Source organism: Labedella populi, from assembly GCF_004078655.1.
GTDB classification, from domain to species: Bacteria; Actinomycetota; Actinomycetes; order Actinomycetales; family Microbacteriaceae; genus Labedella; species Labedella populi.
This window is the reverse complement of sequence record NZ_RZNC01000007.1, coordinates 17,214-41,928: the sequence shown is the minus strand read 5'-3', so window position 1 is coordinate 41,928 and position 24,715 is coordinate 17,214. Positions and strand designations below refer to the sequence as shown.

The window sequence follows — 24,715 nt, the reverse complement described above, 5'->3', positions numbered from 1 at the left end:
CCCATGTCCACTCGATTCACCCGGACGCTTCGGACTCCCGCGGGGATCACCGTCATGATCGGCGGCGTCGTCGTACTCCTCGCGACGGTCTTCGGCCCCGTCCTCTTCGGCGAGGCGGCGACGGCGCGCGACATCGCCGGTCGGCAGCAAGGGGTGAGCCTCGAGCACCCCTTCGGAACGGATGAGCTCGGCCGAGACCTCCTCGCCCGCGTGATCGTCGCGACGCGGGTCTCCGTCCTGCTCACGCTCGGCGCGACCGGCATCTCCGTGATCGGCGGCGTGCTCGTCGGCATCATCGCCGCCGTGCTGCCCCCGGTCGCGCGCCGGCTCGTCAACGCGCTCATCGACATCCTGCTGTCGTTCCCGTGGCTGCTCCTCGCCCTGTTCTTCTCCGTCATCTGGGGCACCACGGCGACGGGAGCCATGCTCGCCGTCGGCTTCGCGGGTATCCCCGTGTTCGGCCGTCTCGTGTCGACGCTCGCCTCCTCGGTCGCGGGGAGCGACTTCGTGCACGCCGCGCGCATCCTCGGGAGCAGTCCGCTCCGGACGTCGGTGCGTCACGTCGTGCCCAACATCCTCCCGCCGCTGCTCGTCAACACGGCGTCGCACGCGTCCGTCACCCTCCTGTCGTTCGCGGCCCTGTCCTTCCTCGGCCTCGGCGTCCAGGCGCCCGAGTACGACTGGGGCCGGTTGCTCAATGAGGGCGCCCGGCGCATCTACGTCGACCCGATGGCCGCGATGGGCCCGGGTATCGCGATCGTCCTCACCGGTGTGGTCTTCTCCCTCCTCGGCGCGCTGTTCAGCGAGAAGCGCTCGAATCGCACCTTGCGCGCGCTGCCGCGTCGATCACGCGCCGAGACCCGCGCGATCCCGACGGTCCCCGAGGCCGCTCCCGTGGTCGAGGCCGTCGACCTCCGCGTCTCCTTCCGTTCGGAGGACGGCGGTCTCGTCGAACGCGTCCACGGCGTGACGCTCAGCGTGGCACCGGGGGAGATCGTCGGCATCGTGGGGGAGTCGGGCTCCGGCAAGTCCGTCACGGCCATGGCGGCCGCCGGCCTCCTCGGTCCCGATTCGCTCGTGGAGAGCGACTCCCTCGTGTTCCGTGGCATCGACATGACCCGCGAGCCCACCTCGGTCGAGAAGCGCCGGCTCGCCCTCGAGCAGGCGATGATCTTCCAGGATCCGCTGAGTTCGCTCAACCCGTCGCTCACCGTCGGTCGCCAGTTGCGCGAGGTCAGCGAGATCCACGGCCGGATGAGTCGATCGGCCGCCGCGGCGCGGGCCATCGAGGCCCTCACCCTCGTCCGGATCCCCGATGCCGCCCGGAGACTGCGACAGCTCCCTCACGAGTTCTCGGGCGGTATGCGCCAGCGCGCCATGATCGCCATGGGACTCATGGGGACCCCTCGGCTCATCATCGCCGACGAACCCACGACGGCCCTCGATGTCACGGTGCAGCGCCAGGTACTCCGCGCCCTCCGGGACGCGCAGCGCTCGACGGGAGCCGCGATCCTGCTCATCTCCCACGACATCGCCCTCGTCAGCGGCTTCTGCGACCGGGTCGTCGTGATGCGGGGAGGACGGATCGTCGAGGAGCTCGCCGCCGATCGGCTCGACGACGCCCGCCACCCCTACACGCGCGGCCTCATCGCGTGCGTCCCCGACATGGGGACGGACCGCGACAAGCCGCTGCCCGTCATCGATGCGGAACCTCCCTCGGGACGAGAACCGGGTACGAGCGCTTCCACCGATCCCACGGCCGAGCACACGGAGGTCGTCGCATGAGCGAGCTCGAATTCCGGAGGGTCAGCGTCACATACGGCCACGGTCGCACAGCCCACGTCGCCGTCGAATCCGCCGACCTCGTCGTACGTCCCGGCACGACCCACGGGCTCGTCGGGGAGTCGGGCAGCGGCAAATCGACGATGGCACGGATCGCCGTCGGGCTCACGCCCGTCTCGGGCGGATCGATCCTGCTCGACGGCGTCGACATCACGAATCGCGCGAGAGAAGCACGGCTCGCGCGCCGCCGTGTGCAGATGGTGTTCCAGGATCCCTTCAGCGCTCTCGACCCACGCATGCCGATCGGCGCCTCGATCGCCGAAGGTCTCCTCGCGACCGGGAGGTACTACAACCGCATCGATCGCGAGAGCCGCGTGCACGCGCTCCTCGATCGGGTGCACATCGACCCGGCGCGGGCGGGGGAATCGCCGTCGGCGTTCTCGGGAGGGCAGCGGCAGCGCATCACCATCGCGCGCGCCCTCGCCGCTGAGCCCGCCGTGCTCATCGCGGACGAGATCACGTCGGCCCTCGACGTGTCCGTGCAGGGGGTCGTGCTGAACCTCCTGCGCGAGTTGCAGCAGGAACTCGACCTCACGATGCTCTTCATCTCCCACAATCTCGCCGTCGTCCGCTACGTGAGCGATGAGGTGAGCGTCATGCGCGCCGGCCGCATCGTCGAACACGGCGAGACGTCGGCGGTCCTCGCCCACCCGGCCGATCCGTACACGCGCGAGTTGCTGCGCTCGGTACCCGTCATGGGCGAACCGCTCGAACTGGAGGACGCATGACCGACGCCGACCGACCGATCCTGCTGCGCGACGCGCGACTGCTCGGGGTCGACGAACCCCGCGACGTGCTCGTCGCCGGCGGACGGATCGCCCGCATCAGTGCCCGCCGCATGCTCGTCGTGCCCGGCGTGCCGGAACTCGCCCTCGACGGGCGCACGCTCGCCCCCGGGCTCTGGGACGGACACGTGCACTTCACGCAGTGGGTCGTCAAGCGGGAGCGTGTCGACCTGGCCCCCGCGGACAGCGCCACGGCAGCCGTCGCGATCATGCGGGCAGCGTTGCCGACGTCCGACGCGCGCATTCTCGTCGGCTACGGCTTCCGCGACGCCCTCTGGCCGGACGCCCCGAGCCTCGCGGCGCTCGACGAGATCGCGCCGGACCGGCCGCTCATGCTCATCAGCGGAGACCTGCACTGCGGCTGGCTCAACTCCGCCGCCGCGCGCCTCTACGGGCTGACCCTCCCGGAGGACGGCATGCTCCGCGAGACGGAGTGGATCGGAGCCCTCGGCGTGCACGACCGTGGTGCGCAGCCGGGCCTCGCGTCCTATCGTGCGGCCGCCGCCGACGCGGCGCGACGCGGCGTCGTCGGGATCGTCGAGTTCGAGAACCAGGACAACGCGACCATCTGGCCGGAGCGCGTCGCCGCGGGGGTCGATTCGCTTCGCGTCGAGGGGTCGGTGTGGCCCGAGCGGCTCGAGGAGGCGATCGGGCGGGGACTGCGCACCGGGGACCGTCTCGACGACGCCGGTCTCATCTCGTTCGGCCGGTTGAAGATCGTCGTCGACGGCTCCCTCAACACGCGGACGGCGTTCTGCTGGGCACCGTATCCGGGCCTCGACCCGGCCGACCCGCACTCGTACGGCGTCCAGGCCGTGAGCCCGGAGCAACTCGTCGGGCTGCTCCGACGGGCGCACCAGAACGGCATCGCCCCCGCCGTGCACGCGATCGGCGATCAGGCGAACACCGCGGTGATCGACGCATTCGAGGGCCTCGGCATTCCCGGGATCGTCGAGCATGCGCAACTCGTCGCAGCCGAGGACTTCGAGCGTTTCGGGCGCCTCGGCCTCGTCGCGAGCGTCCAGCCGGAGCATGCGATGGACGACCGCGACGTCGCCGACCGGCACTGGCACGGCCGCACCGATCGGGCATTCGCGTTCCGCTCCCTCCACGAGGCCGGCGCGACCGTGCACCTCGGTTCCGACGCGCCCGTGGCGCCGCTCGACCCGTGGCTCGCGATCTCCGCGGCCGTCTCGCGATCGCGTGACGGCCGCGACCCGTGGCACCCCGAGCAGACGCTGCCCGTCGACCTGGCCGTCTCCGCGAGCGCACGTGGCCGCTACACGATCGCCGAGGGGGAGGTCGCGGACCTCGTCGTCCTCGACGCCGACCCGCTGACGGCCACGGCCACGGAACTCCGCGAGATGCCCGTCGCCGCGACCATGCTGGGCGGACGATGGACGTGGAACGACCTCGAGGGCGGCCTCTGATGCCCGTCACGATGGTCGACGACGTCCGCATCCACTTCGAGGTGACCGGCGACGAGCGCGGCGAACCCCTCGTGCTCATCGGCGGGGGTGCGACGCAACTCATCGACTGGCGCGACGAGTTCGTCGATCTCCTCGTCGCCGAGGGCTTCCAGGTGATCCGCTTCGACCACCGCGACACCGGCCTCTCACAGCGTTTCGGAGGGGTCGGCGACGTCGACGGCGGCTACTCGGTCGCGGAGGCGGCCGAGGACGTCCTGCGCATCCTCGACACCATCGGGCTGCCCTCCGCGCACCTCGCGGGGCACTCGATGGGCGCGATCATGGCGCAGTACCTCGCGCTCGATCACGCCCACCGTGTGCGGAGCATCGTGCTGCTGTCCTCGATCCCGGGACTCGATCCCGTCTACCTCTCGGCGGCGGAGGCCGCGACGGCCGAGAGCACCCCGGTCGCGGCCGAGGCACTCGCGCGCGAGGACGCCATCGAGCAGTTCGTCGGCTACCAGCGCTCGATGCACGCTCCGGCGTTCGAGTTCGACGAGGAGGACGAGCGACGCCACGCCGCCCGCCAGATCGATCGCGGTTACGAGCCGAACGGGTTCCTGCGTCACGGCGCCGCCCTGGTCCGCGCGACGGATCGCCTCGAGCGGCTCCGCTCCCTGTCCATCCCTGTGGCCGTGGTCCACGGCAGCGAGGACACCCTCCTGCTGCCGCTCGCTGCCGAGCTCACGGCCGAGGCCGTCCCCGGCGCCGAGCTCCGGATCTTCGAGGGCATGGGACATCGACTCGAACGGACGTTGTGGCCGGACTACGTCGACATCATTGTGCGCACAGCGCGCCGAGCGACGGGAGGAACCGATGCGTGAGAACGCCGACTACGCGATGACCGATCCCGACGAGGTGCGGGCGCTCATCCGCTCCGCGCCGTGGGCGACGATGGTGAGCGCCACGACGGACGGACCCGTCGCGTCGCACTATCCGTTCCTCCTCGAGGAAGGGCAGGAGAGCGGCGAGATCACGGTCGTCTCGCACGTCGGGCGTCCGGACGAGCGCCTCCACGAGCTCGGCTCCCACGAGCTGCTCGTGATCTTCTCCGGCCCCTCCGGTTACGTCTCGCCGGGCTGGTACGACGTCCCGGCCGCCGTGCCGACGTGGAACTTCGCGACGGTGCACGCGTACGGCGTCCCGGAGATCCTGAGCGACGAGGAGAACCTCGCCGTCCTCGAACGGCTCGTCGACCACTTCGAGGATCCGCTGCCGAATCCCTACCGGATGCGGCGGACGCTCGAGAACGCGGCGTACGCCGAACGGATCGTGCACGGCACGGTCGGCTTCCGGCTGCGGGTCGCGCGCTTCGTGGCGAAGGACAAGATGAGCCAGGACAAGCCCCCGGAGGTGGTCGAACGGGTCGTGTCGGCGCTCGAGGAGCCGGGTCCGTACCGGAACGACGCCCTGGCGCGCCGGATGCGGCGCGCGCTGCTGCCGGGGTCGGGATCGTGAGCGGGGCCGGGGGCGCGGGAGGACGGCCGTTCGACGGATCCGCTCTACTCGACGACCTGATCGACGTCCGCCGCCGACTGCACGCGTGCGCGGAGGTCGGCCTCGATCTCCCCGACACGCAAGCCGTGATCCTCGAGGAACTCGCGGGTCTCGACCTCGAGGTGTCGCTGGGGCGGGGACTCTCGTCCGTCACGGCGGTTCTCCGGGGCGGTCGGCCGGGACCCGTCGTACTGCTGCGCGCCGACATGGATGCGCTCCCGATCGTGGAGGCGACGGTGCTCCCGTTCGCCTCCACGACGGGGGCGATGCATGCGTGCGGCCACGACCTCCACATGGCGGGCCTGCTCGGCGCGATCCGGCTTCTGCACGAGCGCCGTGCGGAGCTTCCCGGGACCGTCGTCGCGATGTTCCAGCCCGGCGAGGAGGGCTTCGCGGGTGGGCGCCTCATGATCGAGGAGGGCGTGCTCGACGCGGCGGGCGAGCGGCCCGTCGCCGCCTATACCGTGCACGTCGATTGCGTCACGGACGGTGGGTCGTTCGTGACGCGAAGCGGACCCATCATGGCGAGCGCGAGTGGTCTCCGGGTCCGGGTCGGTGGGACGGGCGGCCACGCCGCCTTCCCCGAGCACGCGATCGATCCGGTCCCCGTCGCGGCGGAGATCGTTCTGGCCCTCCAGAGTTTCGTGGCGCGCCGGGTCCCCGCGACGGATCCCGCGGTCCTCTCGGTGACGCGGATCACGAGCGAATCGGCGGCGGCCAACGTACTCGCGACGGGTGTCGTGATCGAGGCGAACATCCGCACGCTCTCGCGGGAGACCTTCACCCTCCTCCGCGAGCGCCTCGCACCGCTCGTCGTGGGGATCGGGGAGGCCCACGGTTGCGCGGTCACGACCGAGTACGTCGATTCCTATCCCGTGACCGTCAACGACCCGGCCGAGACGTCGGTGGTCCTCGGCGTCCTCGACGGCCTGGACGGAGCCGACCACGTGAGCCGCATGCCCAGTCCGTCGATGGCCTCCGAGGACTTCGCCTACGTGCTCGAGGAGGTGCCCGGCACCCTGGTGTTCCTCGGTGCCCGCCCGACCGACGTCGACCCCGATCATGCGCCCGGCATGCACTCTCCGACCGCGGTCTTCGACGACGGAGTCCTGGCCATGCAGGCCGAGACCCTGGCCACCCTCGCATGGCACCGCCTCACTCACCCCTGACCCCCCACCCTGATCCCTCCCCGCCCCCGCCCCCCAGAGAGCTACACCCGCACGAGGGCTACACGTGCACCTTGCGCCCTCGTGTCCAAACTGCCGCGCTCGCACCCGTCACGAGGGATCAGGCGACGCGGCGGAAGCGCGGCCCGCTGTAGCCGCTGCGGTCGACGTGCTCGACGAACATCGCGACCGGGCGCACCCAGAACGAGTAGTCGTCGTAGAGGGTGCGGTAGAACACGAGCGCCTCGCCGGTCTCCGTGTGCGTGCCGACACCGTACACCTCGTATCGCTGGCCCCTGAAGTGCTCATAGATACCGGGGGAGACGCTGACGGGCCCCGCGCTCACGGCCCCGGTGATGGGCTCGTCGTCGAGATCGTTCGCAGTCACATCGGCCACCCTAGCGAACCCGGCGCTGAGCGGAACGGACGTCAGTGCTGCCCGACCGCCGCGCCGTGCGGCCCGTCCGCCGTCGCACCTGACGCCCACTCCGAGCGTCCCCCTTTTGACGAGGTCGCGTCTGAATGCCACAGTTGCACGGGACCTCAGGGGGAGCGAAGCGATGGCATCAGACGGTCGGACAGTGGAGCGTGCGCGAGCGGGCGCGGGGGCGCTCATCGCCCTCGGGGTCGCCGCGGGTTTCCTCTCGGGGCTGTTCGGGGTGGGCGGCGGAATCGTCGTCGTCCCGGCCCTCCTGCTCCTCGGGGTCGATCAGCGACTCGCCGCCGGGAGCTCCGTCGCCGCGATCCTGCCGACCGCGGTCGTCGGAGCCGTCGGCTACGCGATCTCGGGCCAGGTCGACTGGTTCTCCGGAGCGCTCCTCGCCGTCGGAATCATCGCAGGAGCGCAACTCGGCACCTTCCTGCTCGCGCGGATCTCGAAGACGGCGCTGTTCTGGGGCTTCGTGGCGTTCCTCCTCGTCGTCGTCGTGAGTCTGTGGTTCACCGTCCCGGAGCGTTCCGATGCGATCGATCTGACCGTCTGGACGGGGATCGCTCTCGTGCTGACCGGTGGGATCACCGGAGTGCTCTCGGGTCTCATGGGGGTCGGCGGCGGCATCATCGTCGTGCCGGTCCTCATCGCGTTCTTCGGGGCGGGGGACCTCGTCGCGAAGGGCACCTCGCTCCTCATGATGGTCCCGGGCTCGATCTCGGCGACCGCTGGCAACGCACGGCGGAAGAACGTGGATTGGCGCATCGCCGCACTCGTGGGAGGCGCCGCGTGCATCGCCTCACCGGTCGGCATCGTCGCCGCGACGGCCATCTCCCCGTTCTGGTCGAACATCGCCTTCTCGGTGCTCATGGTCGCGGTGGTCCTCCAGCTCGTCGTGCGCCACGTGCGCTCGCGGCGGTCGAAGCCCGCGTCCTGAGTCGCCCACCGAGAGCCTTTGACGGGGTTACGGTGACACCACGGCGCTCGTCGTGGTGCCTTGTCTCGAACGGGCGGCTAGCCGCACCACATCTGTCGCATCGGTTGCATCTGACGCGTCGTCCGCCTCGACCGCGTGCGCTGCGAAGGCTCCGGCGGCGAAGCGGGCGGTCGCCCGCGCGGCTTCCGAAGCACCGTCGGCGAGCCAGGTCGTCGTGATGCCGTCCAGGATCGCGACGAGATGATGGGCGAGCTTTTCCAACGGGGCGGTCCATCGCGCCCCCATCTGCTCCGCGGCGCGTTCGAGCATCGATGCGGCCGCGGTCAGATAGCCCCGTACTGCGCACTCATGCGTCCGCCGTCTCCGCGGCGGCGCGCCGTGATGGCGGGGTGTGACACTGGACGGGTGACAACGCTCCTCGACCTCCGCGCGGAGATCGCCGCGCACCCGTCGAACGCGTGGGCCACTCGGCAGGGCTGGCAACCTCTCGTCGTGGGTTCGGCACGGTCGCGTGTGCTCCTCATCGGTCAGGCGCCGGGTCGACGCGCGCAGGCGAGTGGCATCCCGTGGGACGACCCGAGCGGCGTGCGCCTGCGGTCGTGGCTCGGGGTCACCGATGCGGAGTTCTACGACACGGAGCGCTTCGCGATCGTCCCCATGGACTTCTACTACCCGGGCAAGGCCCCAGCGAGCGGAGATCTGCCGCCCCGCCGTGACGTCGCGCCGCTCTGGCACCCGCGGATCCTCGATGTCCTGACCGGCGTGCGTCTCACGGTCCTCGTCGGATCGTACGCCCAGCGGCACTACCTCGGTCGACGTCGGGCCCGGACGCTCACCGAGACCGTTCGGCGTGCTCCCGAGTATCTGCCGCTCTTCCCGGTCGTGCATCCATCGCCGCTCACGCTCGGCTGGCAGATGCGCAACGACTGGTTCGACGCCGAGACGATCCCGATGCTCCGTGCCCTCGTGGCAGAGGCGATCGGCGGGGGCGGAGCGACGGCGGCGAGCGTGACGGCGCCCGAGAGCGGCGACGGGTGAGCCGCTACTTGAGGAGCCGGGAGAGGACGCGGTCGGCGAGCGGCTTGCCGTGGGTCTGGCACGTCGGACAGTACTGGAGTGTCGAGTCGGAGAAGATCACCTGACGGACGGTGTCGCCGCATACGGGGCAGGCTTCTCCCGTCCGTCCGTGCACGCGCAGTCCCGACCGCTTCTCCCGCTTGAGTTCCGTGGCGTCGAGTCCGTCGGAGCGCTCGACGGCGTCGCGCAGCGTGTCGCGCAAGGCGCCGTAGAGTCGCGAGACGTCGTCCGGCTTCATCGACGCCGGGGCGAACGGAGACATCTTCGCCACGTGCAGGATCTCGTCGGAGTAGGCGTTGCCGATCCCTGCGATGACCGCCTGGTCGCGCAGCAGGCCCTTGATCTGGGATCTGCCGGAGTGGGCCAGGATGTCCGCGAAGACCTCCTCGGTGAAGGCGTCGTCGAGCGGGTCGGGGCCGAGACGGGCGATGCCGGGGACATCGAGCGGGTCACGGACGACCGACAGTGCGAGGCGCTTCGTCGTGCCGGCCTCGGTGATGTCGACGGCGCCGCCCCCCGCGAGCACGAGTCGAGCGGCGAGTGGACCCTTCCCCGGCCGGGTCGTGGAGCGCTGCGGCGTCTCGTCGCGCCAGCGCATCCAGCCGCCCCGGGCGAGGTGGATCACGAGGTGCACGTCTCCGACGGAGAGGTCGAGGAACTTCCCGTGCCGAGAGACACCGAGCACGGTCGCACCGCTCAGAGCAGTGACCGGCGGGTCGACGGTCTTGAGTGCTGCGATCGCGAACACGTCGAACCGATCGATTGTCCGTCCGCGCAACCGCGCGTCGAGACCCTGGGCGAGCGCGTGGACTTCGGGAAGCTCGGGCATGCTCCCATCATGCGCCGTAGCACCGACGGCGGCGAGGCCCCTGGTGTCGCTCGGCGACGATCAGGCAGCGCGTTCGACGAGGTCGACGGGGATGGGACGCCCGTACCGGTCGATGATCCGGAGCCCGCCGGTCGCGTCGGCGGTGTCGTTGAGGGCCTCGACCCAGGCCAGTTCCAAGGGCACGTCTCCCGGCTCGTCGAATTCGAAACTGAGCGGGGCGTTCGGACTGAGCCAGAGCGAGCGTTCGCGCCCATCGATCGAGCCGTCGATCGTCCAGGTGAGGAGGAACGACTCGCCACGCCGGTACCGCTGAATGATCGCATACTGCAGGTGTGCGAGGGTCGCGTCGTCGAGGCGCAGCACCGAGTCGTTGTAGATGACCGAACCCATGTCTTCCCTTCCGCGGTCTCCGGCCGAGCATATCCATAATGCGCAAGAGCGGGTGGGAGATCGCCGCGAAGACTGGGGATGACTTCGGCGCGTCCAACGGGGCGGGCCGGGGTCGCGAGCGCCTAAAGTAAGAGCATGTCGGCGGTTCAACGGAGAGATGTCGCCACGAGCGATCGTGAGCTCGCGAGCGAGGTGATGCGCGCGGCTTTCCCGGGCATCTCGTTCACAGCCGCGGACGACAGGCCTTTCCTCTTCCGGCACGCCGTCACGGGTGACGCCCGACTGACCGCCTACTCGCTCACGATCGAGGGGACGGCGAGCGGGACGGGGACCATGCCGGAGGGCATCGCGGTCGGGGGAGTGCGGTCCGGCCGATTCGACGTCTCCTACGACCGCGAGACCGTCGACACGGCGCAGCCGTACCTGCGGCCCCCGGGCGAATCGAGGATCCTGTTCCAGGACGCCCACGTGCAACTCGTCGCGCTGGATCTCGAGGCGTTCTTCGCTGCCGCCCGCCGTTACGTCGAGCGCGAGAAGCTGCCGTCCCTCCTCCCGCGACCGGGGCGCACGGCGCCCCTGACACCCGCGGCGGCGCGGAGCTGGCGCATCGTGTCGGATCGGGTACTTGCGGCCGCCGCCGATGAGGCCGCGTTCGACTCGCCGCTCGTGCGGGATCGATTGTTCGACACCATGGTGCGGGTCATGCTCTCGAGTTTCGAGATCGCGCCGGGCGCAGCCTGGGCGGACGAGCGGGCCGTGCCGGCCGGAGCAGGGGTGCGGCGAGCCGTCGCCTACCTCGACGAGCACGTCGCCGAGCACGTGACCCTCCCCGACGTCGCCGAGGCGGCGCGGCTCTCGGTGCGTTCGGTTCAACACGTCTTCCGGCGACACGTCGGGACGACGCCGCTCGGGTATCTCCGGGATCGCCGTCTCGACGCCGTCCGGCTCGAGCTCATCGCATCCGACCCGGCCGAGTCGACCGTCGCGGACATCGCGAGGCGGTGGGGGTTCGCGCATCTGTCGCGCTTCTCCCAGGCGTACCAGGCACGTTTCGGTGAGTACCCCCGCGTGACGATCCGAAGCTGACGGCGTCAGGCGAGCGCGGCGGTCGACGCCCTCGGAGCGCCCAGGGTCGTCCGGCGTGCACGAGCCGCCGCGACCCCCGTGACGAGGAGCGACCCGACGAGCCACAGCGACAGGACACCGAGTCCCGGCGTGATGCCGATGTCGCCGCCCGCGATGAGCGACCGGAAGGACTCGACGGCGTAGGTCAACGGGAACCAGCCGTGCAGGGCCTGGAAGAAGGTCGCCGCGGTCTGGACGGGATACGTGCCTCCCGCTGACGAGAGCTGGAGCACGACGAGCATGAGTCCGATGAATCGTCCGGGGGCTCCGAGGAGCGAGACGAGCGCCTGATTCATGGCCACGAAGGTCACGCTCGCGAGCGCGGCCACGGCGTAGAGGCCGCCGAGGGAGGCCGCCTCGACCCCGAGGACGAGGTGCACGATCGTCACCATGAGTGCGCTCTGGACGACCCCCATGGCCGCTCCGGGGAGGAAGCTCCCGAACGCGACGAGCCACGCGGGACGCTGCGACACGACGAGGGCTTCGGAGAGCGGCTTCATCATGAGGTAGAAGGCGAGCGCCCCCACCCAGAGTGCGAGCGACATGAAGTACGGTGCAAGGCCCCAGCCGTAGGCCGGCACCTCGTTCGCCCGGTCGGCGTCGAGCTCGACGGGGGCCGAGGCGACGTCGCTCAGGCGTGCGGCGTCTTCGGTCGAGTAATCGGGGATGTCGTCCACGCCGTCCGTGAGACCCCGGGACAATTCGGCCGATCCGGAGCTGAGCGACGAGAGGCCGTCGTCGAGGCGCTGCGCGCCGCGCGACGCCCTCGAGGCTCCGTCGGCGAGGGCCGACCCGCCACCGGCGAGACCATCGGCGCCCGCAGCGACCCCGGCGGTGCCGTCCGCGAGAGCGTCGGCCCCGGTGGCCGCTTCGGCGATCGCCGTCGTGAGCGAGTCGAGCGTGCCGACGAGTGTGTCGATCCCCGAGGAGAGGTCCGTCGCGCCGTCGTCGACCTCGGCTGCGCCGGCGGCGAGAGTCGACGCGCCCTCGGCGAGTGCCGCGAGTCCCGGGTGGTCGTCCGTGCCGACGAGCGCTGCCGAACCGGCGGCGAGTCCGCCAGACGACGCGGCGAGGCCCTCCGCGACCGTGTCGGCCTCCGAGGCCCGTGCGGCCAATCCCTCGAGGGCGGCGAGGCGCTGCGCATCCGTCATCGTCGCGTAGTCCGCCACGAGGGCCGTGAGCCCGGACGACAGCGACGCCGTACCTCCCGCGAGCCGGGTCATGCCGTTCGAGAGCTGCGCCGCGCCGTCGGCGATCGACTGAGCACTCGATGCCGCGACCGCGGCCGTGGCGTCGAGGTCCGCGGCACCGTCGGCCACACGGTGCGCGCCGCTCGACACGGCGTCCGAGCCGGTGTCGAGTGCGGCAGCACTCTCGGGTAGCTCCGCCGTCGCACCGTCCAGTTCCTGCAGCCCGGCGCTCAACCGCTCGGCGCCCTCGTCGGCGCTGCGGGCTCCGGCGGCGAGGGTCGAGGCGCCGCTCGACAGGTCGAGGGCGCCGCTCGCGACATCGGCGAGGCCGACGACGAGGTCGTCGGCGCCGTTCTCGGTTTCGTGGGCGCCGGACGCGAGGTCCGTCGCCCCCTCCGCGGCCTCAGCGACCTCGTCGTGAATGTCGGAGAAGCCGAGGTAGACGTTCTCGAGGTACTCGGCGGAAACCTGCGCCGACAGGCTCTCCGTCACGGCCGTGCCGACGCTCTTCGCGACCGAGCCGACGATGACGTTCGCGCCGTCGTTCGTCTCGATCGAGAGGGTCGCGGCTCGAGCCGCGTCCGCATCGTCGTCCGCAGGGGAGACCGCCGCGGCGGAGAAGTCCTCGGGGACCGTGAGTACGACGAGGACCTCCCCGGAGGCGAGGTCGGAGGCGGCTGCGTCAGGGGCCTCCTCGATCCAGTCGAAGTTCGTCGATTCCCGACTCGCGAGCAACTCGTCGGTGAGTTCGCGCCCGAGATCGACGGGCTCGGCGGCATCGGTGTTCGGTGTCGCCCCGCGGTCGAGGTCGACGATCGCCGCCGGCACCGCGTCGAGGTGGTGGGTCGGGTCCTCGTTCGACCAGATGAGCGATCCCGCGTAGATGAGCGGGATGATCGCGACGCCGAAGAGAACGACGAGTGTACGTCGTGAGGGGAGGAGACGCTCGCGGAGAGTGGGGGAGGTGGTGGGTGCGGTCATCGGCTCGTCGCCCCTGGCATCGTGGAGGTGCGGAGGGCGGCGTCGACGTCCTCGGGCGACGAGCCCGTCGACGACAGGAGCAGCACGCCGACGCGACGGGTCATCTCGTCGACGCTCGCCCGGTCTGACGGGTCGGTCCCGAGCCAGGACGTGATGGTCCAGAAGACGCCGGCCGCGAGGAAGTCGGCGAGCTCGTGGGGGAGGAGGGAGTCCGAGATGACGGGAGCGAGAGGCGAAACGGTCTCGAGGCGCTCCGAGAGGAAGCGGATGACGCTTGCTGCGAAGATCTGGCCGGCCGGGCCCTGGACGGCGCGGAGGTAGAAGTCCGAGTGCTCCGCGAAGTGCGCGATGAGTTCGCGCACCGTGCGCTGTGTGAAGGATGTCCAGGACTCGCCGATGTTGTCGGGTGTCGCGATGCTCTCGAAGGCCTCGCGGACACGCGCGAGGGCGGCGGCGTGCACGAGCGTCGGGAGATCGCCGAAGTGCTGGTAGAACGACGGCCGGCTCACTCCCGCGGTCGCGACGAGGTCGGTGATGTTGATGAACTCGGTGCCGCGGTCGTCGAGCGCGGCCGTCGCGGCGGCGATCAGCGCGTGCCGCGTGCGAGCGAGGCGCGGGTCGGGGAGGGTCATGGCGCTTCTTTCTTACGGATGTAAGAAATCTTACGACTGTCAGATTGAGCGGTCAAGATGCGGTACTGCGGTGTCCACGACGAGAATGGGGGAGTGAAGAACATTGCACTGCCGCAAACCGATCTGACCGCTTCCGATGTGATCCTCGGGCTGATGAGGATCAGCCCCCTCAGCGACGAGGAGATCCGCACCCTCGTCGCGACCGCCCGCGAGGCGGGCGTCACCATGTTCGACCACGCCGACATCTACGGCGACGAGCGTCACGGCGCCGAGAAGCGCTTCGGCGACGCCGTCACCTTCAGCCCGTCCGAACGCGAGTCGGTGATCGTCCAGAGCAAGGTGGGTATCCGCGACGGCTCCTTCGACTTCTCGAAGGAGCACATCCTGCGGACCGTCGACGAGTCGCTCGCCGCGCTGCGGCTCGACTACCTCGACATCCTGCTCCTGCACCGTCCCGACACGCTCGTCGAGCCCGAAGAGGTCGCTGCGGCGTTCGACGAACTCGCTGATGCCGGCAAGGTGCGCAACTTCGGCGTCTCGAACCACACCCCCGGTCAGCTCGATCTGTTGCGTCGATTCGTGACGAAGCCGCTCGTCGTGAACCAGGTGCAGTTGAGCATCACGCACGCGCCGATCATCGCGTCGGGCGTCGCCGCGAACATGGTCGGCCTCGACCAGTCGGTGGATCGCGACAACGGCATGCTCGACTACGCGCGCCTCCACGACATCACGCTCCAGGCGTGGTCACCGTTCCAGAAGGGATTCTTCGACGGCGTGTTCCTCGGCGACCGCGAGAACTTCGCCGAGCTGAACGACGTGCTCGACGAGCTCGCGGGGCAGTACGGTGTCACTCCCATGGGCATTGCGACCGCATGGATCACGCGTCACCCGGCGAAGATGCAGGTCGTTCTCGGCACGACGAAGCCCGGCCGTGTCCAGGAGGCCGCGGCCGGCTCTGACGTGACTCTCACGCGTGAGGAGTGGTACCGCCTCTTCACCGCGGCGGGCCACATCCTCCCGTGACCCCGCGCCGTCACCTTCCCTGACCCACCACGTAGCGCGTTTGTGCGCAGATCGCCCGGTACATCGGTAGATCTGCGCACAAACGCGCTATTTCGTGTGGGGATCGTGGCACTCGAGGCCGTCGCCGATGCCGAGGGCGGGCCGAGCCGAGCCGAGCCGCGCGAGCGTCAGGACAGGATGTCGCGTGTGACGAAGCGTCCCATCGCGAGGGAACCGAAGACGACGACGTAGACCAGTTGGAGGAGTGCGTTCTCGCCGAAGCTCGTCAACGAGATCGGGTCGCGCAGCAGGTCGCCGAAGCCGAACCAGTGGGTTGTGAAGAGGTACGGGTGGAGCGCGGAGAGCTGCGACAACGACCCGAGGATCTGCGATGTGATCGAGAGGACGACGGTCGCCGCCATTGCGCCGACAGGCACGTCCGTGAGCGTCGAGATGAACAGTCCGATGGCGGAGAGCCCGAGGAGCGAGACGGCGACGTAGACGGCGATGAGCAGTGCTCGACCGATCGCCTCGACCACCGGGACCTCCGTGCCCGACAGCACGGTCACCGGCCCGATGGGAAACAGCGCGAGCCCGATGAGGATGCCGACGATCATGACCGTGAGCGCCGCAGTGAGGCAGAAGACCGCTGCGGCGGCGAACTTCACGAGGAGCAGCCGGATGCGCCCGACGGGTGTGATGAGGAGGTATCGCAGCGTGCCGAGTGAGGCCTCGCCGGCGGCGGAATCACCCGCCACGACACCGATCGTGAGCGGAAGGAAGAGCGGGACCGCAACGGTGATGGCGGCGAAGCCGGTGAACAGGCCGTTGCCCGCGATGTCGCCGACGAAGGAGGGGCCGCCGCCCTCTCCCGAGAGTCTCACGGCGATGGCGAGGAGGACGGGGATCGCGGCGAGGGCGCCAAGGAGAGCCCACGTGCGGCGTCGCCGGAAGAGCAAGGCGAGTTCCGAGAGGAGGAACGCGCCGGCGCCTCGGCCACGACGACTCGGTGGGGTGCCGACCCCGGGGCCATCGGTGGTCGCCGCGATCGCGTCAGCGTTCGACATCGAAGCCCTCCCCGGTGAGCTCGACGAAGCGCTCCTCGAGCGATGGGCGCCGCACGGCGACGCCACGGACGCGGACGTCGGCCGCGACGAGCGCAGCGACGAGGTCCTCCGACCGGACGCTCGACGGGAGATCGGCATCGACACGAGCGGCATCGGCGGACGGGCCGCCGGAGTGGGCGTCGCGCGCGACGTGGGGTTCGAGGCCGTGGCGAGCGAGCACGCCGATCGCCTCACCCGCGTCGGGCGTCAGGAGTTCGAACGCCGCGGTCGTGCCGCGGAGTTCGTCGAGCCCGCCCTGGGCCACGAGGCGTCCCGTTCGCATGACGGCGGCGTGAGTGCAGAGCTGCTCGATCTCCGCCAGTAGATGGCTCGACACCAGCACGGTCGTGCCGTCGGCGTTCAACCCGCGGATGAGGGCACGCACCTCGCGCGTACCCTGCGGGTCGAGTCCGTTCGTCGGCTCGTCGAGGACGATGAGGTCCCGCGGCGAGAGGAGTGCGACGGCGATGCCGAGCCGTTGCTTCATCCCGAGGGAGTACGACCCGACTTTCTTGCGTGCTGCGGCGGACAGTCCCACGCGGGCGAGAGCGTCGGCGACCCGCGAGGACCTCGTGCGGGTCGACGTCGCGGGTTCGGCAGCATCGAATCGTGTCAGATTGGCGGCTCCAGAGAGGAACGGATAGAAGCCGGGACCCTCGACGAGGGCGCCGACACGGGGGAGTACGTCCGACGATCGCGACGGCATCTCGGAACCGAGCACCGAGATGGTGCCGGTGCTCGGCGCAGCGAGGGCCAGCAGCATGCGGATCGTCGTCGTCTTCCCGGAACCGTTCGGTCCGAGGAACCCGAAAACCGAACCCGTCGGGACGTCGAGATCGAGCGCCGAGACCGCCTCGTGGTGTCCGAATCGCTTCGTGAGGCCGCGCGTCTCGATCGCGAGCCCACCCCCGGTCATCGGGCGGCCGCCTCCAGTGCGCCGAGCGACACGGCTCCCGCGAGCACTCGGCCGTCGTCGGTGAAGAGCACGTTCACGAGGGCCGACGACAGGACGCGACCGCCGTCGACGGGCGTCGTCACGGCGTCGAGTCCCTCGAAGACGGACGCGTCGCCCGCGGGCAGTTCGACGATCGTGGTCCAGCCGGTGCCGGAGGTCGTCGCGCCCGGGAGCGTCGAGTCGTCGGCGTCGCCAGGCGACACCGAGTCAGAGTGACCGTCGACCGGCACGGTCTTCTCGGTCACCTCGACGCCGCTCGGCGGCGTGAAGGTGAAGAGGTCGGCGTCCGGAGTGGAGAAGTCGATGCTCGTGTAGGCGACGCTCAACGCCGGAGAGGAGTCGCCGTCGGCCGTGACGGCGATCCCGAGTGGGAGGCCCGTCTCGCCGTCGATCGACACCACGACCGACCCGACGAGGGAGGAGTCGTCGCGCGGCGTGAGAAGGAGTTCGTACGCGCTGCGACCCGCGACGGTGGCGGTCGAGCCGACGGCGACGGTCGTCGACTCGTCGAGCGAGGCGAGCAGGTCCTCGGCGACGGAGGAGGGCGTCGGGACGTCGGTGTCCGGAGCCTCCGGCGCGTCGGGCAGGTCACCCGAGGCGGTCACGTGCGCAGCGGTCTTCTCGCCGGAGTCGTACACCCAGAGGCCGTCGTCGGCCGTCGCGATGACGTCGCGCTCGTCGAGCCGGTCGAGGACCTGCAGGCGTACGCCTTGCTCGGCGTCGACGTAGACGCGGGCGTCGTGCGAGGTGGTGGCGAGCTCCATGATCGCTGTGGCGATCGACGACTCGCCGCCGCTCGCGCTCGTTCCGCCGAAGCCGGAGAGGTCGGGAAGGCCGAGGTCGGAGGTCTGGGTGAACTCGCCGGAGAAGGCTCGGACGTCGCTCTCGGCGACGAGGGTCAGCAGCTCCTGCGGGGTCTTCTCGGGGAGGTCCTGCGCAGCGTTCGTCGACAGGGGGATGGCGATGGCCGCGGCGACGGCGATGACGGGTACGGCGGCGAACGGAACCCAGCGCTTCACTGACGTGTTCATGTCTCGAGAATCGCACGCGAAACTGTGACCCGCATCCGACCAGGGGTGTATCTGTGGAGCATGCCGGTGGTACTCGGATGTGGTCGCTCGGTGCTCGGGAGGTGTGTCCGAGCGCGACGAAGCAGCGCAGCGGGCAGAATCGATTCATGAGTCCCGCAGCGCCGGCCGTCGTCTCCGTGAGTCTCGATCGCGGCCACCACTTCAGCAAGCCGACGGCCGCCGAGATCGTCCTCCTCGAAGGGCTCGGTGTCGAGGGCGACGCCCATGCCGGGACCACCGTCCAGCATCGCTCGCGGAAGCGCTGGCACAAGGACGAGCCGAACCTCCGGCAGGTGCACCTCATCCACAGCGAGCTCTTCGCCGAGCTGTTCGACGAGGGCTTCTCCGTGGCGCCCGGTCAGCTGGGCGAGAATGTGACGACGACCGGCGTCGAACTCCTCGACCTCCCGCGCGGCACGGTCCTGCATCTCGGAGACGAGGCGAGCGTCGAGATCACGGGGCTCCGGAACCCCTGCGTGCAGATCGACCGCTTCCAGGACGGACTCATGAAGGCGTGCATCCGCGTCGACGACGGCGGCGCCGTCGAGCGCCGCACGGGCGTCATGGCCGTCGTTCGCTCCGGCGGCACCATCCGCCCGGGCGACGGGATCACCGTCGTCCTCCCGCCCGAACCGCACGAGCCCCTCTCGACCGTCTGATCCGGAGATGCTGACGGGTCGTGAGGGGCTCGAGTCGGTCGCCTGCGCTCAGTAGCGCGGCTTGCGCTCCGGGCGGTCGTCGCGGAAGCCACCACGCCGGTCGCCGCCGCGGTCGTCGTTCCGGTCGCGGAAACCGCCACGGTCGCCGCCGCGCGGGGCGTCGGTGCGCGGACGCTTGCCCGGCGCACCGCGGTCGGGACGCAACTCGATGAGCTTGCCGCTGATGCGCGTCTCGGCGAGCTTCGCGAGCTTGTCCTCCGAGAGGTTCGCCGGGAGCTCCACGAGGGAGAAGTCCGGCCGGATGTCGATCATCCCGAAGTCCTCCCGGCTGAGGCCGCCCTCGTTCGCGAGGGCTCCCACGATCTGGCGGGGCTCGACGCGCTGACGGCGCCCGACCGCGATGCGGTACGTCGCCATCGGTCCGCTCGACGGGCGCTGCCGCCGCTCCGGCCGGTCATCCCCGCCGAAACGGCTGCCGCCGCCGAAGCGGTGCTCGCGGTCGCCGCGCTCGGGACGGTCGCGACGTTCGGTGAAGCTCTCGGAGCGGTCCTGGTTCGGGTCGAGCAGGAGGGGCTCGTCGCCTTGCGCGACGACCGCGAGGGCTGCGGCGACGTCGGCTTCGGGCACGTCGTGGTGCGAGACGTAATGGCCGATGATGTCGCGGAACCGGTCGATGCCCTCCGTCTGTCCGAGCGCCGCAGTGATCTGGTCGTCGAAGCGCGAGAGGCGCGTCGCGTTGACGTCGTCGGCCGTGGGGAGGCGCATCTGCGTGAGCGGCTGGCGCGTCGCCTTCTCGATCGAGGTGAGCATGCGGCGCTCGCGCGGCGTGACGAAGCTGATCGCGTCGCCCGTGCGACCCGCGCGGCCCGTGCGGCCGATGCGGTGCACGTACGACTCGGTGTCGATCGGGAGGTCGTAATTGACGACGTGGCTGATGCGGTCGACGTCGAGTCCGCGAGCGGCCACGTCCGTCGCCACGAGGATGTCGAGCCTGCCCGACTTCAACTGGTTGACGGTGCGCTCGCGTTGGGCCTGCGCGACGTCTCCGCTGATGGCTGCGGCCGTGTAGCCGCGGGCGCGCAGCTTCTCGGCGAGCGTCTCGGTCTCGCTCTTCGTCCGCACGAAGACGATCATCGCCTCGAAGTTCTCGACCTCGAGGATGCGCGTGAGTGCGTCGACCTTCTGCGGGTAGGAGACGACGAGGTAGCGCTGCGTCGTGTTCGAGGAGGTCGTCGTCTTGCTCTTGACGGTGATCTCTTCGGGGTCGTTGAGGTACTTCTGCGAGATGCGGCGGATCTGCGCCGGCATCGTCGCGGAGAACAGTGCGACCTGCTTGTTTGACGGGGTGTCGGCGAGGATCGTCTCGACATCTTCCGCGAAGCCCATTCGCAGCATCTCGTCCGCCTCGTCGAGCACGAGGTACTTGAGCTCCGAGAGGTCGAGGGTGCCCTTCTCGAGGTGGTCCATGATGCGGCCGGGGGTGCCGACGACGACATGCACCCCGCGACGGAGCGCGGAGAGTTGCACGCCGTACGCCTGCCCGCCGTAGACGGGGAGGACGTGCACGCCCCGGAGGTGGGCCGCGTAGCTCTCGAAGGCCTCGCACACCTGCAGGGCGAGTTCACGGGTCGGCGCGAGCACGAGGGCCTGCGGCTTCTTCTGCGACGTGTCGAGGCGCGAGAGGATCGGGAGCGCGAACGCGGCCGTCTTGCCGGTACCGGTCTGCGCGAGGCCGACGACGTCGCGCCCCTCGAGCAGCGTCGGGATGGTGGCGGCCTGGATGGCCGACGGGGTCTCGTACCCGAGGTCCTTGACGGCCTTCAGGACGGTGTCGGCGAGTCCGAGGTCGGCGAACGTCTGGGTCTCGGGGGCCTGCTCGGCGGCGGCGTTCGCGGTGTCCGTCGACGCCGCGTCGCCCGGCTCCGTCGTGTCCTGAAGGGAAGTCATCCTTTAAGGGTACTCGGTGCCCGCCGATCGGCCGACCGTTCGTCGAGAGGGCGGAACGTGAATGGGGAGAATCGAGCGCGCGATGACGGTGCTCGTCGCTAGCATCTGATCATGTCGACGATGCCTGGTACCTCTTCCGCAACGCACGCCGAGCCTGCCGCCCCTTTCGACGGCCGGCACCCCGCCGATCGTCACGACCTGATCCGGGTCGTCGGCGCGCGCGAGAACAACCTCAAGAACGTCTCCGTCGACCTGCCGAAGCGCCGGCTCACGGTGTTCACGGGCGTCTCGGGCTCGGGGAAGAGCTCCCTCGTGTTCGCGACGATCGCGGCCGAGTCGCAGCGCATGATCAACGAGACGTACAGCTCGTTCGTGCAGGGCTTCATGCCGAGCCAGTCGCGCCCCGACGTCGACGTGCTCGAAGGGCTGACGACGGCGATCCTCGTGGACCAAGAGCGCATGGGAGCGAACGTCCGCTCGACCGTCGGCACCGCGACCGACACGGGTGCCCTCCTCCGCATCCTCTTCAGTCGGCTCGGGGAGCCGCACATCGGCGCTCCGCAGGCGTTCTCGTTCAACGTCGCCTCGATCTCGGGCGCCGGCGCCGTGACCTTCGAGAAGGCCGGCGTCACGACGAAGGAGCGCCGCGACTTCTCCATCACGGGCGGCATGTGCCCGCGCTGCGAAGGCATGGGCAAGGTCAACGACATCGACCTCACCCAGATCTACGACGAGTCGAAGTCGCTCAACGAGGGCGCTATCACGATTCCCGGCTACACCGCCGACGGCTGGGGCGTGAAGATCTACACGGGTTCCGGTTTCTTCGACCCGGACAAGCCCATCCGCGACTTCACCGAGAAGGAGCGCCACGACCTCCTCTACAAGGAGCCCGTGAAGGTGCGCGTCTCGGACATCAATATGACCTACGAGGGCCTCGTCCCGAAGCTGCAGAAGTCGATGCTCTCGAAGGACAGGGAGGCGATGCAGCCGCACATCCGGGCCTTCGTCGACCGTGCGGTGACGTTCGCGACGTGCCCGGAGTGCGGCGGGACCCGGCTCAATGAGGGCGCACGGTCGTCGCGCATCCGCGGCATCAACATCGCCGAGGCGAGCGCGATGCAGATCAGCGACCTCGCCGACTGGGTGCGTGCGCTCGACGGGCCCTCCGTCGCCCCCCTCCTCGCGGCGCTGTCCGACACGCTCGACTCGTTCGTCTCGATCGGGCTCGGCTATCTCTCGCTCGACCGGCCGGCCGGGACGCTCTCCGGCGGCGAGGCGCAGCGCACGAAGATGATCCGTCACCTCGGGTCCTCGCTCACGGACGTCACGTACGTCTTCGACGAGCCCACGATCGGTCTGCACCCGCACGACATCCAACGCATGAACGAACTGCTCCTGCGTCTGCGTGACAAGGGGAACACCGTGCTCGTCGTGGAGCACAAGCCCGAGGCGATCGCGATCGCCGACCACGTCGTCGATCTCGGCCCGGGTGCGGGCGTCCACGGCGGCGAGATCTGCTTCGAGGGAACCGTCGAGGGGCTGCGCGCGAGCGACACGCTGACGGGCCGGCACCTCGACGACCGCGCCTCCCTCAAGGAGACGGTACGGACCCCGACGGGTGTGCTCGAGGTGCGGGGAGCGTCGGCGAACAACCTGCGAAACGTCGACCTCGACGTTCCTCTCGGCGTCCTCACGGTCGTGACGGGTGTCGCGGGCTCCGGCAAGAGTTCGCTCGTGCACGGCTCGATCGCGGGGCGCGAGGGCGTTGTCTCGATCGACCAGGGCGCCATCAAGGGGTCCCGGCGCAGCAACCCCGCGACGTATACGGGTCTGCTCGAGCCCATCCGGAAGGCATTCGCGAAGGCCAACGGCGTCAAGCTTGCTCTCTTCAGCGCCAACTCGGAGGGTGCGTGCCCCAACTGCAACGGCAACGGCGTCATCTACACCGACCTCGGCGTCCTGGCGAGCGTCGCGTCGACGTGCGAGGTGTGCGAGGGCAAGCGCTTCCAGGCGTCCGTGCTCGAGTACACGCTCGGCGGGAAGGACATCAGCGAGGTGCTCGCGATGTCGGTCGCCGAGGCGGAGTCGTTTTTCGGCAGCGGCGAGGCCCGCACGCCGGCGGCGCACGCGATCCTCGATCGGCTTGCCGATGTGGGGCTCGGCTACGTGAGCCTCGGGCAGCCCCTCACGACGCTCTCGGGCGGCGAGCGTCAGCGTCTCAAGCTCGCGACGCACATGGGCGAGAAGGGACGCGTCTACATCCTCGACGAGCCCACGACGGGCCTCCACCTCGCCGACGTCGAGAACCTCCTCGGCCTGCTCGATCGCCTCGTTGAGTCGGGCACCTCCGTCATCGTCATCGAGCACCACCAGGCCGTCATGGCGCATGCCGACTGGATTATCGACGTGGGGCCGGGGGCCGGCCATGACGGCGGGTCGATCGTCTTCGAGGGCACTCCCGCCGACCTCGTCGCCGCGCGCTCCACCCTCACGGGCGAGCATCTCGCCGCCTACGTCGGAGCCTGAGCGAGCACGCGCCACGAGGGCGGTTCGACCGCGGATATATGACAGCCCAAAGGCGAGGGGAGTGAGCGCTCAGGCGGGCGGGGTCTCGCGGTCGACGGTGAGTGTCGTGATGCCGGGGAAGCGCACGACCGTGCGTTCCGGTGTGTCGACGAGGGTGATGAGGACGTCGTCGCACGAGCGGCAGCGCACGATCGAGCCGTGCGCGAGCGCGTCCGTCCCGTAGACCATCTCCGTCGCGATGGTCGTCGTGTCGCCGCAGCCGCCGCAACAGCACACGGCGGTTGTCATGTCGGTGCGGAAGATCTCCGACAGCGATCCGGCGAGGGCGTTGCCGTCCACGTGACTCGTCATGGTCAGCCTCCGAACCGTTCGGTCTTGACGGACTGCGGATCGTGGCCGAGTTCGACGAGGGCGCGGGCGACGGCCTCGACGAACCCCGTGGGGCCGCACACGAACACGCCGGGTGCATCGGCGGCCGAGATCGTCAGGGCCTCGATGACGTCGCGCGTGACGCGCCGGGGCGGAGTCGGCCAGTCGGCCGGGGTCGATCGCGTGTAGACGTAATCGACGTGGAAGGTCTCCGATTCGAGGGACGCGAGTTCGTCGGCGAAGAAGCGATCCTCGGGCGTGCGCACCGAGTACAGCAGCCGGAACGCCGTGGTGCTCCCGGACATCGCGTGGGCGCGGGCCATGGCGATGAGCGGGACGATGCCCGAACCGCCCGCCACGAGCTGGATCGGCCGCGTGTCCTCCGGCGTCCACACGAACCACCGGCCGAGCGGGCCCTTCACCTCGAGCTGGTCGCCGGGGAGCACGTCGTCCACGAGGTACGGAGAGACCTCGCCCGTGGGGAACCGATCGACGGCGAGCTCCACGGTGCTCCCGTCTCCAACACTCGCGATGGAATACGAGCGGACCGCCTGGTAGCCGTCGGGGGCTGTGAGGCGCAGGTCGAGGTGCTGGCCGGCGAGGTTGCCGGGCCAGCCGTCGACGGAGATGGTGATGCTGCGTCCCGTCGGAGTCTCCGTTCGCGTGTCCGTGACCGTCCCGACCTTCCAGTCCGTCACCGCTCGGTCACCGCGTCGTGAAGCGCGGTGTCG

General features: G+C 70.0%; 24 protein-coding genes. 12 read left to right on the top strand and 12 right to left on the bottom strand.

All coding sequences use genetic code 11. The features are described 5' to 3' along the window. The first annotated feature begins 3 nt into the window (after positions 1-3). From ELQ92_RS14780 to ELQ92_RS14755, 6 genes are read left to right on the top strand one after another with little or no spacing between them, the layout of a single operon-like run. Entirely contained in the window at positions 4-1,785 is a 1,782-nt protein-coding gene (locus ELQ92_RS14780) for a dipeptide/oligopeptide/nickel ABC transporter permease/ATP-binding protein (protein ID WP_128500104.1), read from the top strand. Further along, positions 1,782-2,570, top strand: a complete 789-nt coding sequence (locus ELQ92_RS14775) for an ABC transporter ATP-binding protein (protein WP_128500103.1) — start codon at positions 1,782-1,784, stop codon at positions 2,568-2,570. The genes ELQ92_RS14780 and ELQ92_RS14775 overlap by 4 nt, the downstream gene beginning before the upstream one ends. After that, positions 2,567-4,057, top strand: a complete 1,491-nt coding sequence (locus tag ELQ92_RS14770) for an amidohydrolase (RefSeq protein WP_128500102.1) — start codon at positions 2,567-2,569, stop codon at positions 4,055-4,057. Before ELQ92_RS14775 ends, ELQ92_RS14770 begins: the two co-directional genes overlap by 4 nt. Then, positions 4,057-4,920: an alpha/beta fold hydrolase gene (locus tag ELQ92_RS14765; RefSeq protein ID WP_166426811.1), complete on the top strand. Its 864-nt coding sequence runs from the start codon at positions 4,057-4,059 to the stop codon at positions 4,918-4,920. The genes ELQ92_RS14770 and ELQ92_RS14765 overlap by 1 nt, the downstream gene beginning before the upstream one ends. Continuing rightward, positions 4,913-5,554 carry an FMN-binding negative transcriptional regulator gene (locus ELQ92_RS14760; protein WP_128500100.1) on the top strand — a complete coding sequence of 214 codons (642 nt, stop codon included), beginning with the start codon at positions 4,913-4,915 and terminating at the stop codon, positions 5,552-5,554. The genes ELQ92_RS14765 and ELQ92_RS14760 overlap by 8 nt, the downstream gene beginning before the upstream one ends. Further along, positions 5,551-6,762, top strand: coding sequence for a M20 metallopeptidase family protein (locus ELQ92_RS14755; protein WP_128500099.1), 1,212 nt, complete (start codon positions 5,551-5,553; stop codon positions 6,760-6,762). The genes ELQ92_RS14760 and ELQ92_RS14755 overlap by 4 nt, the downstream gene beginning before the upstream one ends. Positions 6,763-6,880: 118 nt before the next feature. Here ELQ92_RS14755 and ELQ92_RS16660 read toward each other — a convergent pair whose 3' ends face one another. Then, entirely contained in the window at positions 6,881-7,147 is a 267-nt protein-coding gene (locus tag ELQ92_RS16660; RefSeq protein ID WP_243695065.1) for a DUF1653 domain-containing protein, read from the bottom strand. Between the two features lie 172 nt (positions 7,148-7,319). Here ELQ92_RS16660 and ELQ92_RS14745 point away from each other — a divergent pair, with 172 nt between their 5' ends. Beyond that, positions 7,320-8,126: a sulfite exporter TauE/SafE family protein gene (locus ELQ92_RS14745; protein ID WP_128500097.1), complete on the top strand. Its 807-nt coding sequence runs from the start codon at positions 7,320-7,322 to the stop codon at positions 8,124-8,126. Between the two features lie 27 nt (positions 8,127-8,153). On the opposite strand, the gene ELQ92_RS14740 is transcribed toward ELQ92_RS14745, so the two are convergent. Continuing rightward, entirely contained in the window at positions 8,154-8,435 is a 282-nt protein-coding gene (locus tag ELQ92_RS14740) for a hypothetical protein (protein ID WP_128500096.1), read from the bottom strand. Positions 8,436-8,531: 96 nt separating this feature from the next. Here ELQ92_RS14740 and ELQ92_RS14735 point away from each other — a divergent pair, with 96 nt between their 5' ends. Continuing rightward, complete coding sequence (locus tag ELQ92_RS14735) at positions 8,532-9,164, top strand: uracil-DNA glycosylase family protein (RefSeq protein ID WP_243695064.1); 633 nt, start codon at positions 8,532-8,534, stop codon at positions 9,162-9,164. Positions 9,165-9,168: 4 nt separating this feature from the next. Here ELQ92_RS14735 and ELQ92_RS14730 read toward each other — a convergent pair whose 3' ends face one another. Both ELQ92_RS14730 and ELQ92_RS14725 read right to left on the bottom strand, forming a co-directional pair. Beyond that, the gene (locus tag ELQ92_RS14730; protein WP_128500094.1) at positions 9,169-10,032 is read right to left on the bottom strand and encodes an Fpg/Nei family DNA glycosylase; all 864 of its coding nucleotides are present in this window, start codon (positions 10,030-10,032) and stop codon (positions 9,169-9,171) included. 60 nt (positions 10,033-10,092) lie between these two features. Continuing rightward, positions 10,093-10,422, bottom strand: coding sequence for a DUF7882 family protein (locus ELQ92_RS14725; protein WP_128500093.1), 330 nt, complete (start codon positions 10,420-10,422; stop codon positions 10,093-10,095). Between the two features lie 135 nt (positions 10,423-10,557). On the opposite strand from ELQ92_RS14725, the gene ELQ92_RS14720 reads away from it, so the two are divergent. Then, complete coding sequence (locus ELQ92_RS14720) at positions 10,558-11,508, top strand: helix-turn-helix transcriptional regulator (RefSeq protein ID WP_128500092.1); 951 nt, start codon at positions 10,558-10,560, stop codon at positions 11,506-11,508. Between the two features lie 5 nt (positions 11,509-11,513). Here ELQ92_RS14720 and ELQ92_RS14715 read toward each other — a convergent pair whose 3' ends face one another. Further along, positions 11,514-13,718: a YhgE/Pip domain-containing protein gene (locus tag ELQ92_RS14715; RefSeq protein WP_128500091.1), complete on the bottom strand. Its 2,205-nt coding sequence runs from the start codon at positions 13,716-13,718 to the stop codon at positions 11,514-11,516. Further along, complete coding sequence (locus ELQ92_RS14710; RefSeq protein WP_128500090.1) at positions 13,715-14,350, bottom strand: TetR/AcrR family transcriptional regulator; 636 nt, start codon at positions 14,348-14,350, stop codon at positions 13,715-13,717. The genes ELQ92_RS14715 and ELQ92_RS14710 overlap by 4 nt, the downstream gene beginning before the upstream one ends. 93 nt (positions 14,351-14,443) lie before the next feature. On the opposite strand from ELQ92_RS14710, the gene ELQ92_RS14705 reads away from it, so the two are divergent. Continuing rightward, positions 14,444-15,373 (top strand): aldo/keto reductase, encoded by a 930-nt coding sequence (locus ELQ92_RS14705; protein ID WP_208004410.1) that lies wholly within the window; start codon positions 14,444-14,446, stop codon positions 15,371-15,373. 167 nt (positions 15,374-15,540) lie between these two features. Here ELQ92_RS14705 and ELQ92_RS14700 read toward each other — a convergent pair whose 3' ends face one another. From ELQ92_RS14700 to ELQ92_RS16360, 3 genes are read right to left on the bottom strand one after another with little or no spacing between them, the layout of a single operon-like run. After that, entirely contained in the window at positions 15,541-16,419 is an 879-nt protein-coding gene (locus tag ELQ92_RS14700) for an ABC transporter permease (protein WP_128500088.1), read from the bottom strand. Further along, a complete protein-coding gene (locus tag ELQ92_RS14695) occupies positions 16,406-17,374 on the bottom strand; it encodes an ABC transporter ATP-binding protein (protein WP_128500087.1) in 969 nt (322 codons plus the stop codon). Before ELQ92_RS14695 ends, ELQ92_RS14700 begins: the two co-directional genes overlap by 14 nt. After that, a complete protein-coding gene (locus tag ELQ92_RS16360; RefSeq protein WP_166426810.1) occupies positions 17,371-18,444 on the bottom strand; it encodes a LolA family protein in 1,074 nt (357 codons plus the stop codon). The genes ELQ92_RS14695 and ELQ92_RS16360 overlap by 4 nt, the downstream gene beginning before the upstream one ends. Positions 18,445-18,590: 146 nt before the next feature. On the opposite strand from ELQ92_RS16360, the gene ELQ92_RS14685 reads away from it, so the two are divergent. Beyond that, a complete protein-coding gene (locus ELQ92_RS14685) occupies positions 18,591-19,142 on the top strand; it encodes an MOSC domain-containing protein (protein WP_128500086.1) in 552 nt (183 codons plus the stop codon). A gap of 48 nt (positions 19,143-19,190) precedes the next feature. Here ELQ92_RS14685 and ELQ92_RS14680 read toward each other — a convergent pair whose 3' ends face one another. Next, positions 19,191-21,089, bottom strand: coding sequence for a DEAD/DEAH box helicase (locus tag ELQ92_RS14680; protein WP_128500085.1), 1,899 nt, complete (start codon positions 21,087-21,089; stop codon positions 19,191-19,193). Positions 21,090-21,200: 111 nt separating this feature from the next. Here ELQ92_RS14680 and ELQ92_RS14675 point away from each other — a divergent pair, with 111 nt between their 5' ends. Beyond that, entirely contained in the window at positions 21,201-23,615 is a 2,415-nt protein-coding gene (locus ELQ92_RS14675) for an ATP-binding cassette domain-containing protein (RefSeq protein ID WP_128500084.1), read from the top strand. Positions 23,616-23,684: 69 nt separating this feature from the next. On the opposite strand, the gene ELQ92_RS14670 is transcribed toward ELQ92_RS14675, so the two are convergent. Together ELQ92_RS14670 and ELQ92_RS14665 are read right to left on the bottom strand one after the other, a co-directional pair. Continuing rightward, on the bottom strand, positions 23,685-23,966 hold the full coding sequence (locus tag ELQ92_RS14670; RefSeq protein WP_128500083.1) for a DUF6510 family protein: 282 nt from the start codon (positions 23,964-23,966) through the stop codon (positions 23,685-23,687). Positions 23,967-23,968: 2 nt separating this feature from the next. Next, on the bottom strand, positions 23,969-24,682 hold the full coding sequence (locus ELQ92_RS14665; RefSeq protein WP_128500082.1) for a ferredoxin reductase: 714 nt from the start codon (positions 24,680-24,682) through the stop codon (positions 23,969-23,971). Between the last annotated feature and the right edge of the window lie 33 nt (positions 24,683-24,715).